The 13,657-nt window shown below is 75.1% G+C and carries 11 protein-coding genes, 2 tRNA genes and 1 pseudogene; 7 read left to right on the forward strand and 7 right to left on the reverse strand.

The features are described from left to right. Window positions 1–564 (reverse strand): TetR/AcrR family transcriptional regulator (locus GPJ59_RS07250; RefSeq protein WP_219665619.1); only part of this gene is annotated, 564 nt, incomplete at its 3' end. A gap of 127 nt (window positions 565–691) precedes the next feature. Between GPJ59_RS07250 and GPJ59_RS07255 the strand changes: the two genes are divergently transcribed. From GPJ59_RS07255 to GPJ59_RS07265, 3 genes are all read left to right on the forward strand, one after another. Next, window positions 692–2,368, forward strand: coding sequence for an ABC-F family ATP-binding cassette domain-containing protein (locus GPJ59_RS07255; RefSeq protein WP_219665620.1), 1,677 nt, complete (start codon window positions 692–694; stop codon window positions 2,366–2,368). Window positions 2,369–2,549: 181 nt separating this feature from the next. Further along, the gene (locus GPJ59_RS07260; protein ID WP_219665621.1) at window positions 2,550–3,464 is read left to right on the forward strand and encodes a Vgb family protein; all 915 of its coding nucleotides are present in this window, start codon (window positions 2,550–2,552) and stop codon (window positions 3,462–3,464) included. A gap of 175 nt (window positions 3,465–3,639) precedes the next feature. Further along, window positions 3,640–5,046: a DEAD/DEAH box helicase gene (locus tag GPJ59_RS07265; protein WP_219665622.1), complete on the forward strand. Its 1,407-nt coding sequence runs from the start codon at window positions 3,640–3,642 to the stop codon at window positions 5,044–5,046. A 47-nt stretch (window positions 5,047–5,093) separates the two neighbouring features. Here GPJ59_RS07265 and GPJ59_RS07270 read toward each other — a convergent pair. The 6 genes from GPJ59_RS07270 to GPJ59_RS07295 all read right to left on the reverse strand — a co-directional run bounded on the left by GPJ59_RS07270 (window position 5,094) and on the right by GPJ59_RS07295 (window position 9,603). Next, a tRNA-Trp gene (locus tag GPJ59_RS07270) sits at window positions 5,094–5,169 on the reverse strand. 89 nt (window positions 5,170–5,258) lie between these two features. Continuing rightward, entirely contained in the window at window positions 5,259–6,626 is a 1,368-nt protein-coding gene (locus tag GPJ59_RS07275; RefSeq protein ID WP_219665623.1) for an SDR family NAD(P)-dependent oxidoreductase, read from the reverse strand. A 249-nt stretch (window positions 6,627–6,875) separates the two neighbouring features. Beyond that, window positions 6,876–6,948, reverse strand: a tRNA-Gly gene (locus GPJ59_RS07280). 56 nt (window positions 6,949–7,004) lie between these two features. Further along, a complete protein-coding gene (locus GPJ59_RS07285) occupies window positions 7,005–7,754 on the reverse strand; it encodes a tyrosine-protein phosphatase (protein WP_219665624.1) in 750 nt (249 codons plus the stop codon). Between the two features lie 77 nt (window positions 7,755–7,831). After that, on the reverse strand, window positions 7,832–8,464 hold the full coding sequence (locus GPJ59_RS07290) for an NADPH-dependent FMN reductase (RefSeq protein WP_219665646.1): 633 nt from the start codon (window positions 8,462–8,464) through the stop codon (window positions 7,832–7,834). Window positions 8,465–8,637: 173 nt separating this feature from the next. Continuing rightward, a complete protein-coding gene (locus GPJ59_RS07295) occupies window positions 8,638–9,603 on the reverse strand; it encodes an ADP-ribosylglycohydrolase family protein (RefSeq protein WP_219665647.1) in 966 nt (321 codons plus the stop codon). A 141-nt stretch (window positions 9,604–9,744) separates the two neighbouring features. Here GPJ59_RS07295 and GPJ59_RS07300 point away from each other — a divergent pair. The 4 genes and pseudogenes from GPJ59_RS07300 to GPJ59_RS07315 form a co-directional block, all read left to right on the forward strand. Further along, window positions 9,745–10,572: pseudogene (locus GPJ59_RS07300) on the forward strand (ATP-grasp domain-containing protein); the annotation flags it as partial. A gap of 350 nt (window positions 10,573–10,922) precedes the next feature. After that, window positions 10,923–11,804 (forward strand): ATP-grasp domain-containing protein, encoded by an 882-nt coding sequence (locus GPJ59_RS07305; RefSeq protein WP_219665625.1) that lies wholly within the window; start codon window positions 10,923–10,925, stop codon window positions 11,802–11,804. Window positions 11,805–11,913: 109 nt separating this feature from the next. Then, complete coding sequence (locus GPJ59_RS07310) at window positions 11,914–13,164, forward strand: serine hydrolase domain-containing protein (RefSeq protein WP_219665650.1); 1,251 nt, start codon at window positions 11,914–11,916, stop codon at window positions 13,162–13,164. Between the two features lie 142 nt (window positions 13,165–13,306). Further along, entirely contained in the window at window positions 13,307–13,627 is a 321-nt protein-coding gene (locus tag GPJ59_RS07315; protein ID WP_219665626.1) for a hypothetical protein, read from the forward strand. Window positions 13,628–13,657 lie beyond the last annotated feature (30 nt).

Raw genomic sequence — 13,657 nt, forward strand, 5'->3', positions numbered from 1 at the left:
GGCCGGGTCCGGGGCGGCCCGCAGCAGGAGCAGCTCGTGGTACACGGGGGCGGTCGCGGTCACCACCACCGCCCGCGCGTCGGTGCCGGCAGCGAGGTCGCCGCGCGCGACGGCCCGGTCGACCACCGCCGCGCACCGCTCGTAGCGGTCCGCCCAGAACCGGCCCAGGGCCGCGGCGGCCTCCGGGGACCGGAACGAGGCGGCGATCAGGGCCGTGGTGAGGGTCGCGTCGGCGGCGAGGGCGTCGTAGACCTCCTGGTTCATGGCGGCGAGGTCCTCCTCCAGCGAGCCGGTGTCGGGCGGGCTCCACGTGTCGTCGTCGGCCGCCGCGTCGAGGACGTCGGCCAGCAGGCCGCCCACGTCGCGCCAGCGCCGGTAGACCGTCGTGCGGTGCACGCCGGCCCGTTCGGCGACCGCGTCCACGGTCAGGCCGTCGTACCCGCCCTGCACCAGCAGGGCGCCGACGGCCTCCAGGACCTGGGCGCGGACCCGTGCGCTGCGGCCGCCGGTGCGACGGCGGGCCGGGAACTCTGCATTGCCACTTGCGGGCGTCGGGCTGTCCATGCAAACATTCTAACGCAACATTCGTCGCTTTAAGGAGTGATCCCGATGGTGATCCACCCCCGTTCCCTGTGCTCCGCACCCTCCTCCCCCTCCCTCCGCCCCGCTCCGGGCACCCGAAAGGCACCCCATGACCGCACGTACCACCGCTCAGCTCACCGTTCTTGACGTCACCAAGTCGTACAACGGCCGCCTCGTCCTCGACTCCGTCACCTGCTCCGTCCCCGCGGGCGGCCGGCTGGCCGTCGTCGGCGAGAACGGCTCCGGCAAGTCCACCCTGCTCCGGCTGCTGGCCGGCGCCGAACGCCCCGACAGCGGCGAGGTCGTCGTCCGCGCCGACGGCGGCATCGGCTTCCTCGCCCAGGAGGAGGCCCTCCCCGCCCACCTGACGGTCCAGCAGGTCGTCGACCGGGCACTGGCCGGCCTGCACGCCATGGAACGGCGGATGCGCGCCCTCGAAACCGAGATGGCGACCGGGGACGACACCGGTCCGGCCATCCTCGACGAGTACGCCGACCTGCTCACCGCCTTCGAACTCCGCGGCGGGTACGAGGCCGACGCGCGCGCCGAGCGCGCCCTGCACGGCCTCGGCCTGATGGACCTGCCCCGCGGGCGCACCGTGGGCGGGCTCTCCGGCGGCGAACAGGTCCGCCTGCGCCTCGCCGCCCTGCTCGCCGCGTCCCCCGAGGTCCTGCTGCTCGACGAGCCGACCAACCACCTCGACGACGCCGCGCTGACCTGGCTGGAGGAGCATCTGCGCGGGCGCCGCGGCACCACCGTCGCCGTCTCCCACGACCGCGCCTTCCTCGACCGGTTCGCCACCGTCCTGCTGGAGGTCGACGGCGACCTGCACCGCACCGTGCGCCACGGCAACGGCTACGCCGGCTACCTCGCCGAGCGGGCGGCCGACCGGCAGCGCCGCGCCGAGGCGCACACGGCCTGGCGGACGGAGGTCGCCCGGCTGCGCGAGACCGCGGCGACCACGGCGCGCCGCGTGGCCCCGGGCCGGGCGATGAAGGACGGCAACAAGATGGCCTACGACAGGGCCGCCGGACGGGTCCAGCAGTCCCTGGCCGGCCGGGTCCGCAACGCCCAGGAGCGGCTGAACCGGCTCCTCGCGGCGCCCGTACCCGCACCGCCGGAGCCCCTGCGCTTCACGCCGGCGCTCACCGCGGCCACCGGACGTACGGCTCCCGCGGCCGTCGGCGCCGCGCGCGCCGCGCTGCTGCAGGCGGACGGCGTCGAGGTCGAGGGGCGGCTCGCCCCGGTGGACCTGACCGTCGCGGCCGGCGACCGACTGCTGGTCACGGGCCCCAACGGGTCGGGGAAGAGCACCCTGTTGGGCATCCTGGCCGGGCGGTCCGAACCGGACCGGGGGTGGATCGTACGCCGCGGCAGGACGGGCCTGCTGGCCCAGCAGGCCGAGGTCGGGCCGGCCGGGCGGACCGTACTCGCCGCGTTCGCGCACGGCCGGGCCGGCACACCGGACGAGCACGCCGAACGGCTGCTGTCCCTGGGCCTGTTCCGGCGCGAGCGGCTCGACGTACCGGTGGGCGCGCTGTCCGCCGGGCAGCGGCAGCGGCTCGCGCTGGCCCGGCTGGTCACCGAACCGGCCGACGTCCTGCTGCTGGACGAGCCGACGAACCACCTCTCACCGGCCCTGGCCGAGGAACTGGAGGCGGCACTGGCGGACTTCGCCGGAGCGGTGGTCGTGGTCAGCCACGACCGGCAGCTGTGCGGCCGCTGGCAGGGCCGCCGCCTGGACCTCCACGCGCCGTCCGCCGCGACGGCGCCCGTACCGGCCTGACCCGCGACGCGCCCTGGGCCCCGTACTCCCGGGTCTCGTGCCCGGCCTGACCGGCCCCGCGTCGGCGGGGCCCGTAGCCCGCTCGCACTCCGGCCATCCGCAGCACGCACACGTAGCACGCGCACTGTCCGCAGCACACGCACCATGCGCACCACCGAACCACCCCTCTGGAAAGGACCGCATGCCCACCCGCACCACCCCGATCCCGGCCCTCACCGACCAGCGCGACTTCCCCGTCGCCGACCCCGCCTCCGGCCCGTACGCCGTCACCGCCGGTCCCGACGGAGCCCTGTGGTGCACGCTCGTGCACGGCGGCCGCATCGCCCGGCTGACGCCCGCCGGGCAGCTCGACGAGTTCGCGCTGGACTCCCCCGACTGCGGGCCGTCCCTCATCGCCGCCGGACCCGACGGAGCCCTGTGGTTCACGCGGATGCGCGACCACCGCATCGGCCGGATCACCGTGGACGGGGGGTCGACCAGCTACGCCCTGCCCACGGCCGGCGCCGGACCGTACGGCATCGCCGCCGGCCCCGACGGAGCGCTGTGGTTCACCCAGCTGCACGCCGACCGGATCGGGCGGATCACCGCCGAGGGCGAGGTCACCGAGTTCCCGCTGCCCGTCGAGGGCGCCTTCCCGTCGGCGATCGCGGCGGGCGCCGACGGCGCGCTGTGGTTCACGCTCAACCAGGCCGGCGCCGTCGGCCGGATCACCGTGGACGGCGAGGTCGACGTCCACCCCCTGCCGACGTCCGGCGCCGGGCCCGTGGGGCTGGCGGCCGGGCCGGACGGGGCCCTGTGGTTCGCCGAGATCGGCGCCGGCAGCATCGGCCGGATCACGACGGCCGGCGCGATCACCGAGTTCCCGCTGCCCGATCCGGCCTGCCGCCCGCACGCGGTGGTCGCGGGGCCGGACGGAGCCTGCTGGTTCACCGAGTGGGGCGCGGGCCGGATCGGCCGCATCACGCCCGACGGCGGGGTCACGGAGTACGCGCTGGCAGACACCGGCTCCGAGCCCCACGGCCTGGCCTTCGGGCCGGACGGCGCCCTGTACACGGCCCTGGAGCACGGCGGCATCGCCCGGCTGGAGTTCGCGTAGGGCCGTAGGGCCCCACCGCGCCAGGCCCCGGAGCCTTCTCGCGGCGCCCTGACCGCACCGGCCGCCGGGGCCTGCGCTGGTAAAATGGCCGGACGCTTACGACGCAGCCGGGGCCCGTACCGCGAGGGTACGGGCCCCGGCCCGTTCCGGGCACCGGGACGAGGAAGGTTTCTCCATGAACGCGAAGCGCGAGTTCGCGCTGCCGGAAACGGTCACCCCGGGGCTGCCGCCGGCAGCCTCGTTCGCCGAGCTCGGGCTGCCGCCGGAGCTGGTGCGGACGATGGCCGGCCTGGCCGTGGCGGAGCCCTTCCCGATCCAGGCCGCGACCCTGCCGAACGCCCTGGCCGGCCGGGACGTCCTGGGCCGGGCGCGGACCGGCTCCGGCAAGACCCTCGCCTTCGGACTGGCCCTGCTCGCGCGCACCGCGGGCCGGCGGGCCGGGGCGAAGCGGCCGCTCGCGCTGGTCCTCGTACCGACCCGGGAGCTCGCCCAGCAGGTCGCCGACGCGCTGACCCCGTACGCCCAGGCCTTGGAGCTGCGGCTGACGGTGGTGGTCGGCGGGCTGCAGAGCGGGCGGCAGGCCGCCGCGCTCAAGGCCGGCGCCGAGGTGGTCGTCGCCACCCCGGGCCGGCTCGCGGACCTGGTCGGGCGCCGCGACTGCCACCTGGACCAGGTGCGGATCACGGTGCTGGACGAGGCCGACCAGATGTGCGACATGGGCTTCCTGCCCCAGGTCTCGGAGCTCCTGGACCAGGTCCGGCCGGACGGGCAGCGGATGCTGTTCTCGGCGACCCTGGACCGCGACGTCGACCACCTCGTGCGGCACTACCTCGACGATCCGGTGGTCGCGACGGTCGACGCCGCGGCGGGCGCGGTGGCCGCGATGGACCACCACGTGCTGCACGTCCACGGCGCGGAGAAGTTCCAGACCGCCACCGAGATCGCGGCCCGGGACGGACGGGTGCTGATGTTCCTGGACACCCGGCAGAGCGTGGACCGGTTCACCCGCCAGCTGCGCGGCAGCGGCGTACGGGCGGCCGCCCTGCACAGCGGGAAGTCCCAGCCGCAGCGCACGCACACGCTGGAGCAGTTCAAGCAGGGCGAGATCGACGTCCTGGTCGCCACCGACGTCGCCGCCCGCGGCCTGCACGTGGACGCGCTGGACCTGGTCGTGAACGTCGATCCGCCGGCCGACCCCAAGGACTACCTGCACCGCGGCGGCCGCACCGCGCGGGCCGGCGAGTCGGGCCGCGTGGTCACCCTGGTCACCGCGGGCCAGCGGCGCGACGTGAGCCGCATGCTGTCGGAGGCCGGCATCCGGGCGACGGCCACCCCGGTACGCCCCGGTGACCCCGCCCTGGCCCGGATCACGGGCGCGAAGCGGCCGCCCGGTGTGCCGCTGCCGGGCAGCGCCGCGCCCGCGGCGGAGCCGGCGGCCGGGAAGGCCGGGGCCAAGGAGAGCACCCTCGGTTTCCGCGGGCTGGGCAGCAGTCCCGCCCGTGGCAAGGAGTCACGCAGGACGGCCGAGGCCCGCAAGCTGGCGGAGGCCCGCAGGGCGGCCCGGGTGCGCCGGGGCCGCTGACCCCGGCCTGCGCCGCCGGCGAGGCACGTGGCAGGCGGGACGAGGGGGGCGGAGCGGCTGGATTCGAACCAGCGTGTCCCGGTTTTGGAGACCGGTGCGACGACCTCTGCGCTACGGCTCCGCCCTTGCCGGTGATCTTACGAGACCCCCGCCGGACCCGGTTCAGGCGGCCCTGGTGCCGGCGAAGCCGGTGGCCTGCGGGCCGGGGAGTGTCACCACTGCGCCTCCCGGTAGTCCTTGAGGAAGACGCCGGCCACCGGGTCCCCCGCCTCGCCGCGCACGATGGGGTCGTACACGCGCGCCGCGCCGTCCACGATGTCGAGCGGGGTCCGGAAACCCGCTGCGGCGATCCGGTTCTTCCTGGGCACGGGGTTCTCGTCGGTGATCCATCCGGTGTCGACGCTGCACATGTGGACGCCGTGCGCGGCGAGTTCGGGGCCGCTGGTGCGGGTCAGCATGTTCAGGGCCGCCTTGGCCATGTTGGTGTGCGGATGGCCGGCCGTCTTGCGCCGCACCGCGAAGCGCCCTTCCACGGCCGTCACGTTGACGACGTAGCGGTGGGGCCGCGGCGAGGCGAGCAGCAGCGGCAGCAGCCGGTCGACCAGCAGGGCCGGTGCCAGGGCGTTGACGAGCTGGGTCTCCAGCAGTTCGGCGGGGTCGAGCTCGCCGAGCTTCACCGACCAGGAGTTGGCGGGGGCGGGGTCGGGCAGCAGCCCGGCCTCGTCGGCCTCGTCCAGGACCAGGGCGAGGGCGCCGGAGGCACCGGTTCCGCCTGCCTCCAGGGCCCGCATCGGCTCGTAGCCCGGGGCCCGCCACATCCGGCCGGGACCGGGCAGCGCCGCGGACTCGGCGGCGGCCAGCAGCGCGTACGACTCGGGCGGGCGGCGTACGGTCTGCGCGGCGTTGTTGACCAGGATGTCGAGGGGGTCGCCGTCGGCGCGCAGCCGTTCGCACAGGCCGAGGACCTGGCGGGGGTCGCGCAGGTCGACGGCGACGACGGTGAGCCGGTCCAGCCACTGCTCGCTGCCGGGGGCGGCGCGGAAGCGGGCCAGGGTGTCCTGGGGGAAGCGGCTGGTGACGAGGAGCTCGGCGCCGTCGCGCAGCATCATGAGGGCCAGCTGGAAACCGATCTTGACGCGGCCGCCGGTGAGGAGCGCGCGGCGGCCGGTCAGGTCGCAGCTCATGGCCCGGCGGGCGGTGTTGTCGGCGGCGCAGTCGGGGCAGAGCCGGTGGTAGAAGCCGTCGGCCTGCCGGTAGAACTGCTTGCAGACGTAGCAGCGGCGGGGGCGGGCGAAGACCCCGACGGGGCCGGCCGCGGCGGCGGCGTCGAGCGGGGCGTCCTCGCGGCGTTCCGGTGCACCGGTCGCGGTCGCGGCGGCGAGGGCGTCGTCGGCGGCGGTGCGGGCCTCGTTGCGGTTCTTGCGGCGGCGCTGGCGGCCGTCGCGGGCGAAGCAGGCGGCGACCTGTTCGGCCCTCAGCCGCACCGGGTCGTCCGCGGGGAGGGCGCGCAGCTTGCCGACCGTACGGTCGAAGGCCGCGAGTTCCTCCTCGGTGACGGTCTCCCCGGCCTCCTCCGGCACGCGTTTGTGGCCGTGCGCGTGCCCAGGCTCGTGCGCATGCTCGGGCTCGTGCCCATGCCCATGCCCGTGCCCGTGCGCCTGCTGCCTCGCCTGTCCCGCCAACTCCCCCGCCGCCCTGCCCCTGGTGTCCGTCGTCGCGGCCACCGACCGGACGCGAACCGGCCTGTCACTCCTGGTGGGGAGGGTACGACTGCCTCTGCGCCACGGGGCCGCGCGGTGCGCCCGCGCCCGGCGCACGCGCACTGCCTGCCCGGACGGCCGGATTCGAACCGGCGTCTCCCGCCATGGCATGGCGGTGCGACGACCTCTGCGCTACGTCCGGGCAGTGCGAAGATCCTAACGCTGCGGCTGCACTAGGGCCTGTCCGGCGGACAGGCCCTAGGCCGTCTCGGGCTCCAGCAGCCGGTCCCGCAGCCGGGCGATCAGCTCCTCGTCCACCCCGAGGTGGCCGGTGGCGTACGCGTGGACCGAGCCGTAGGTGGCGGCCAGGTCTGCCAGGAAGAGCCGGATGACCTCCTCCGGCGCCCGCCCGTACGCCGGCCAGCGCAGGACGCGGTCCGGGTTGGCCGCCTTCCAGTCGGCCACCAGGCGCTCGGTGGCGAGCTCGGTCAGGGCGAAGTCGGCGGCGATCTCGTCCTCGCCGACCCCGAGCAACGCGAGCACCAGGGCCGCGAGCAGGCCGGTGCGGTCCTTGCCTGAGGCGCAGTGGAAGACCTGCGGGTCGTCGGAGCCGGCGATCACCTCCAGGGCGGCGCGCAGTTCGACGGCTCCGTCGAGGGCGACCTCCGCGAACCGGTCGGCGAGGTAGCGCCAGGGGTCGAGCTCGGGGTCGATCTCGGCCTGGTCGTAGGGGCGGTGCTCCACGCTGAGGTTGAGGTACGTGACGTCGTCGGAGTGCGGTATGCGGCCCTTGGCCTCGATCTCCCACGGGTAGCGCAGGTCGATGACGGTCCGCACGCCCAGCTCGCGGAAGCGGTGGCGGTCGCCGGCCGCGTCCGGGCCCGCCAGTTTGGCGAGGGAGTCGGAGCGGTAGAGCCGCTGCCAGCGGACGGTGCGGCCGTCGCGGGTCCGGTAGCCGCCGAGGTCCCGGAAGTTGTGGAGGCGCTCGAACGCGATGTGTCGTATCACGCGCCCCACCTTAATCACCTGCCACCCGCACCACCGGTCCCAACGGCCCCAACGGCCCTGGCTGTGCGCGGAATTGCTCAGTCCTGGGCGCGGGCGGTGACGGGGGCGTCGGTGCCGTCGCCGAGGAACTCGTACCAGCGGCGCTGGAGGCACAGGTAGCGGGTGTCCGCCTCGGCCAGGTCGAGGAAGGAGTCCACGGTCTGGGTGAGGCGCTCGGCGAGCTGCGGGTCGGTCAGCTCGCCGTCCTCGGTGAAGGCGTGGTGGGCGCCGGCCAGGCTGAACATGTCCGGATAGACGCGGGCCCCGAGGTGCTCCAGCGGGACGCGCAGGGCCCACAGGCCGCGGTTGCCGCCCACCATGGACGGCGAGGCCGAGACCAGCAGGGTCTGCTTGTCCTTGAACGGCTGGGGCCGGAAGCGCGAGACCCAGTCGATGGCGTTCTTCACCACCCCCGGCACCGAGGCGTTGTACTCGGGCGAGGCGATCACCAGGGCCTGGGCGGCCTCGATCCGGTCGCGCAGCGCGACCGCCGCCGGGGGCGGGCCTTCTCCGGCCTCGGTGTCGCCGTCGTAGGCGGGCATGGGGAAATCGGCCAGGCGGGCGAGGTCCACGGTCGGACCGGAGCGGGTGACGAGCCCGCCGACGAGCGAGGCGAGCCGGCGGTTCATCGAACCGCTCCGGGAGGAGCCGGCCAGCACGAAGACGCGCAGCGAGGCGCGGGCGGATCCGTCACCGGCGGCGGATCCGAAGCCCGGCCGGGCCGGGTCCGTCGGGAAGCGGTCGTCGTACGTCGGATCCACGGGTTCTCCTTGCCGGCGCGGGAGGGTTCGGCGCCGACTGTACGGCCGCCGCGCGGGCACACCGGACCGGCCGGGCCGTCAGGTCACCCCGCTGACGGACACGACGCCCCGGACGCCCCGGACGCCGCGTCGTCCGCCGCCCCGGCCAGCCGGTGCGCGATCTCGACCAGCTCCCCGGCCCGCAGCACCCGCCCGCCGGACCCGGGCAACGGCACGTGCACCCGCCCGGCCCACCGCCCGGGCACACCCCGGACCCCGTACACGGCCCCGGCGAGGGCCCCGGTGACGCAGGCGACGGTGTCGGTGTCCCCGCCGAGGTCCACGGCCGCCCCGACCGCCCCCTCGAACCCCCGGCCCACCCGCACGGCCCAGACGGCCGACCCGAGGCACGGCCACACGGCCCCGTTGAACTCGGTGGCCCGGTCGGGGTGCCAGTCGGGGGCCAGGACGGTGGCGTAGCGGTCGCGGTGCGGCTGGGGCAGCAGCGCCACGGTGTCCTGTACGGCCGCCAGCGGGTCGGCGCCGGTGAGCGCCACGCGGACGAGCTCGTGCAGGACGGCGGTGCCGTGCCAGGCGGCGGGGTCCCCGTGGGTGAGCGCGGCGATCCGCCGTGCGGCGGCCATGGTCGCTGCGGTGCCTTGCGCCGCGAAGTGGACGGCGGAGGTGGAGGCGCGCATCAGCGAACCGTTGCCGGCGGCATGCTGGTTGGCCTGGAAGTGCAGGGCCGCCGCCAGGTCCCAGGGGTCGCCGCCGGTGAGTACGGCCTCGGTCTGCAGCCCGATGTCCTTGGGGCCGGCCGCCGCCCACCGCCGGAACCGGTCGAACATGTCGGGCAGGTCCAACCCGCCCCGCTCCAGCAGGGACTCGGCGACGAGCACGGCCATCTGCGTGTCGTCGGTGGCCTCGCCCGCCTCCCAGCCGCCGCCCGCGCGCATCTCGCCGTCGGTGCGGGAGAACGCGCCAGGCCGGCCGAATTCGAAGGGGGCGCCGAGGGCGTCGCCGACCGCCGCGCCGAGGACGGCGCCCGCTGCCCGTTCGTTCCGGTCGATACCGCTCACGGTCGGTCATGCTACAAGCAGGGCCGGGACCGCGGCCGGGGCGGGAGATCGCTTCATCACCGTTCATGACATTGTGTGACGTAACAGCGCGCCGGACGGACCGGCGGGGGCCGGGGGTTTTCGGGAATGTCGATGAGGCTTTGCTTCCTGGTGGAAGAGCAGTACCGCCACGACGGCATGCCGGTTGAGGTGATCCGCCAGCTCGTCGCCTGGGGCCACCGGGTCGACGTGCTGCGGCCCGGCGGCTCGCTGGTGCGGATGACCGACGTGGTGCGGACCGGGGTGCACGACGCCTGGATCCTCAAGACCGTGTCGGGCGGCCCGGGTCTGACGCTGCTGGAGGCCGCGGCCCACGCCGGGCTGACGACGGTCAACGACGCGCGGTCGATCCGGGGCGTGCGCGACAAGGCGCTGGCCGCCGCGGTCGGCCGCAGCCGGGGGCTTCCGCTGCCGCCGACCTACGCCGCGGCGGATCCCGCGCTGCTGCTGGAGATACCCGCGTCGCAGTACCCGCTGGTGGTCAAGCCGGCCGACGGCAGCTCCGGGCGCGGGGTGCACCTGTTCGCCTCGCCGGAGCAGTTGGCGGCGATGCTCCCCGCCCTGGCCGGCGAGGGCCTGCTCATCGCCCAGCCGTACGTGCCCAACGGGGGCACCGACATCAAGGTCTACTGCGTCGGCGGCGAGCTGTACGCGACCGAGCGCCGGTCCCCGCTGCATCCCGACCTACCGGTGCGGGAGCGCAACGTGCCGCTGTCGGCCGAGGTGGCGGCGATCGCCGCACGGGTGGGCGAGGTGTACGGGCTGGACCTGTACGGCCTCGACGTGCTGCTCGGGCCGGACGGCCCGGTGGTCGTGGACGTCAACGACTTCCCGAGCTTCCGTCAGGTCCCGTCGGCCGCGGCACGGGTGGCCCGGGCGATCCTCGAACTGGCCCGCGGGGGTGGGGTGACGGGCGGTACGGACGGCGCGGCGGGCGCGGTGGGAGCGGCGGGTGTTCCCGGCGCGGCGGGCGTGGCGGACGCGGCCGGCGTGGTGGGAGTCGCGGACGTGACCGGCGTGGCAGGTGTCACGGGCGTCGCGGGCGTGGCCGGCGCGGCCGGGGTGGCAGAAGCCACGGACCTGGCGGGCGTGGCCGGAGTCACGAGCGTGGCGGCGGTGGACGCCGGGCGGTCGGTGGTGCCGGCTGCCCGGGCGCCGCAGCAGCCCGGGCGGGACGGCGGCCTTCCGGAGCGGGACGGCACGTCGCCCGCGGTGACCCCGCTCACCCGCCCCGTACCGGTCCAGGTCCCGCTCACCGGCGGTGAGACCGCATGAGGATCGGCCTGATCACCCCGCGGCCGGACCACCCGGTGCTCGCCGCCACCTCCGCCCTGCTCGCCCGCGGCGGGCACGAGGTGCTCCCGCTCGATCCGGACCGGCTGACCCGGGTCCCGCTCCCGCCCGCCGACGTCTACCTCCTCAAGTCGGGTGCGCCGCGCGCCCTCGCGCTCGCCCGGGACGCCGAGCGCAACGGCGTACCGGTGGTCAACTCCGCGGCGGCGACCGAGCTGTGCCAGGACCGTACGGCGATGGCGGACACGGCTCTCGCCGCCGGCCTGCCGTTCGCGGCCACCCGTACCTTCGACGCGCTGCGCGACCTGGTGGCGTCGTCCGGGCCCGCCCTGCGCGGCCCCGTGGTGGTCAAGAGCCGGCACAACCGCAAGCAGGACGTGGTGGCCCGGGTCGACGACGACGCGGCGCTGCGCGCACTGGCCGCCGCGCACCCCGGGGAGCCGGTCGTGGTCCAGGAGTTCGCCCCCAACAACGGCTGGGACCACAAGCTGTGGGCGGTGGGCGACCGGCTGTTCGCCGCCCTGCGGCGTTCCGAACTCGCCCCCGGGCAGGGGCCGTCCACGCGGCCGCTCGCCGTCGCGGACCTGCCGCCCGGGTGGGCGGCGCTGGTGCACCGGGTCGGCGAGGTCTTCGCGCTCGACGTGTTCGGCGTGGACCTCATCGACACCGGGGCCGGCACGCCGCTCATCGTGGACGTCAATGCCTTCCCGGGCATCCGGGACCAGGCCGGGGCCCCCGAGGCCCTGGCCGCCCTGGCCCTGCGCCACGCGGCAGGAGCGGCAGACGTACCGGGCACACCGGCCGTACCCGGCACACCGGGCGTGTCGAAGACGGCGGGCGTGGCCGTGTCCCAAGGGTGACCGCAGCCCGGTACGCGCTCCCGCCGCTCGCCGTGCGGGGCGCCGTCGTACGGGCCTACGCTGGTTTCCGGAGCCTTGTCCTCGTTCCTCGTGCGACAGGAGGCCCGCTGTGAAGTGCTCGCGCGGATCAGCACACGGACGGCTGCGCCTGCGCCGCAGAACGGTGGCCGCGGCGGCCGCCGCGCTGCTGGCCCTGCCCGCGGCGGCCGGGACCGCGTACGCGGGACCCACGCCCGCTCCTTCTCCCGTCCCCACGCCCACCCGGGCGGCCCCGGCCCCCGACGACGACTTCCCGCTGCTCAGCCCGGCCGTGGCCCGGCAGCTGGACGCAGCCGTGCAGAAGGTGATGCGCGAGGCGAACGTGCCGGGTGTCACCGTGTCGCTCTCCGCTCCCGGCAAGGGGAACTACGTCAAGTCCTTCGGGGTGGCGGACAAGGCGACCCGGCAGCCGATGACGACGGACATGTACGTACGCATCGGCAGCGAGACCAAGACCTTCACCGTGACCGCTCTGCTGCGACTGGTCGACCAGGGGAAGCTGAGCGTCGACGACCCGATCTCCCAGTACATCGACGGGGTGCCGAACGGGGACAGGATCCATCTGCGCGACCTCGCCGACATGCGCAGCGGACTCTTCAACTACTCGGAGGACGCGGACTTCGACAAGGCGTTCCTCAGCAACCCGAACACGCTCTTCACCCCGCAGCAGCTGCTGGACTACTCGTTCAAGCACCCCGTGCAGTTCCAGCCGGGCGAGAAGTTCGAGTACTCCAACACCAATCTGATCCTGCTCGGCCTGGTGGTGGAGAAGGTGAGCGGTCTGCCGCTCCACGAGTACATCGAGCGGCACGTGCTGGAGCCCGCGGGCCTGCGCCGCACGCTGTTCCCCACGGGCGCGGAGTTCCCGCAGCCGCACCCGCAGGGCTACACGAACCAGACGGCATCGGGGAAGGTCGCGATCTCGACGAACTGGGACCCCAGCTGGGCCTGGGCGGCCGGCGCGATCATCTCCGACCTCAAGGACCTGCGTTCGTGGGCCAGGACGGTGGCCACCGGCACGCTGCTCACGCCGGCCACGCAGGCCGAACGGCTGCGGACCCTGCCGACCGGCATCCCCGGAGCGGGCTACGGCATGGGCATCTTCGACATCCAGGGCTGGATCGGCCACAACGGCTCACTGCCCGGGTACGAAACCCTGACGATCTACCTGCCGGGGCCGCAGGCGACCCTGGTGGTCCTCCTGAACACGGACATCCTCTACGACAAGGTCATCGAGCCGAGCACGCTGTTCGGCCAGGCGATCACCCAGATCGTGACCCCGGACCACGTCTTCAACCTGCCTGTTCCGACGCCCCGCTGAGCGGTTGTGACGGGCGTACGGCCGGGGCGCGAAAGGTTCGTTGCAGGACACCCCTGGCCGGTCTTGGGGCATTGCGTGCCCCGGAGCGGCGTCGTTACGGTCGCCCGACGCCGTCCGCCGCCGCTCTCCTCCAGGGGTGCCCGTGTCCACGTCCACGTCCACGTCCACGCCTACGCCTACTTCTCGGCGGTTCCGCACCTCCCTCGTCCCCCTCGCCTCCGCCCTCCTGCTGGCCGCCACCGCGGCCGTGCCGGCACAGGCTTCGACGCCCGCCGCCGACCGCGCCGCCGACCGGGGTGCGGTCGTAGGCGCCTGGTACGACGCCACGGCCCGGACCGTCGCCGCCACCGCCGCACCCACGCAGATCACCAACAGCCGGACCTGGGCCATCAGTTGGATCGCCGCGGCGCGGGCGGCCCGGGCGGCTCTCAGGGTTTCCCGTGCCCGCCGCAAGCCCCGTTAGGCCAACGGTGGGCTGTTCGGTCCAAAGACG

Origin of the sequence: Streptomyces bambusae (genome assembly GCF_019400985.1) — a bacterium.
GTDB classification, from domain to species: domain Bacteria; phylum Actinomycetota; class Actinomycetes; order Streptomycetales; family Streptomycetaceae; genus Streptomyces; species Streptomyces bambusae_A.

Coding starts and splice junctions, on each gene's coding strand:
- GPJ59_RS07255 (WP_219665620.1), top strand. CDS start 692: ATGACCGCACGTACCACCGCTCAGCTCACCGTTCTTGACGTCACCAAG.
- GPJ59_RS07260 (WP_219665621.1), top strand. CDS start 2,550: ATGCCCACCCGCACCACCCCGATCCCGGCCCTCACCGACCAGCGCGAC.
- GPJ59_RS07265 (WP_219665622.1), top strand. CDS start 3,640: ATGAACGCGAAGCGCGAGTTCGCGCTGCCGGAAACGGTCACCCCGGGG.
- GPJ59_RS07305 (WP_219665625.1), top strand. CDS start 10,923: ATGAGGATCGGCCTGATCACCCCGCGGCCGGACCACCCGGTGCTCGCC.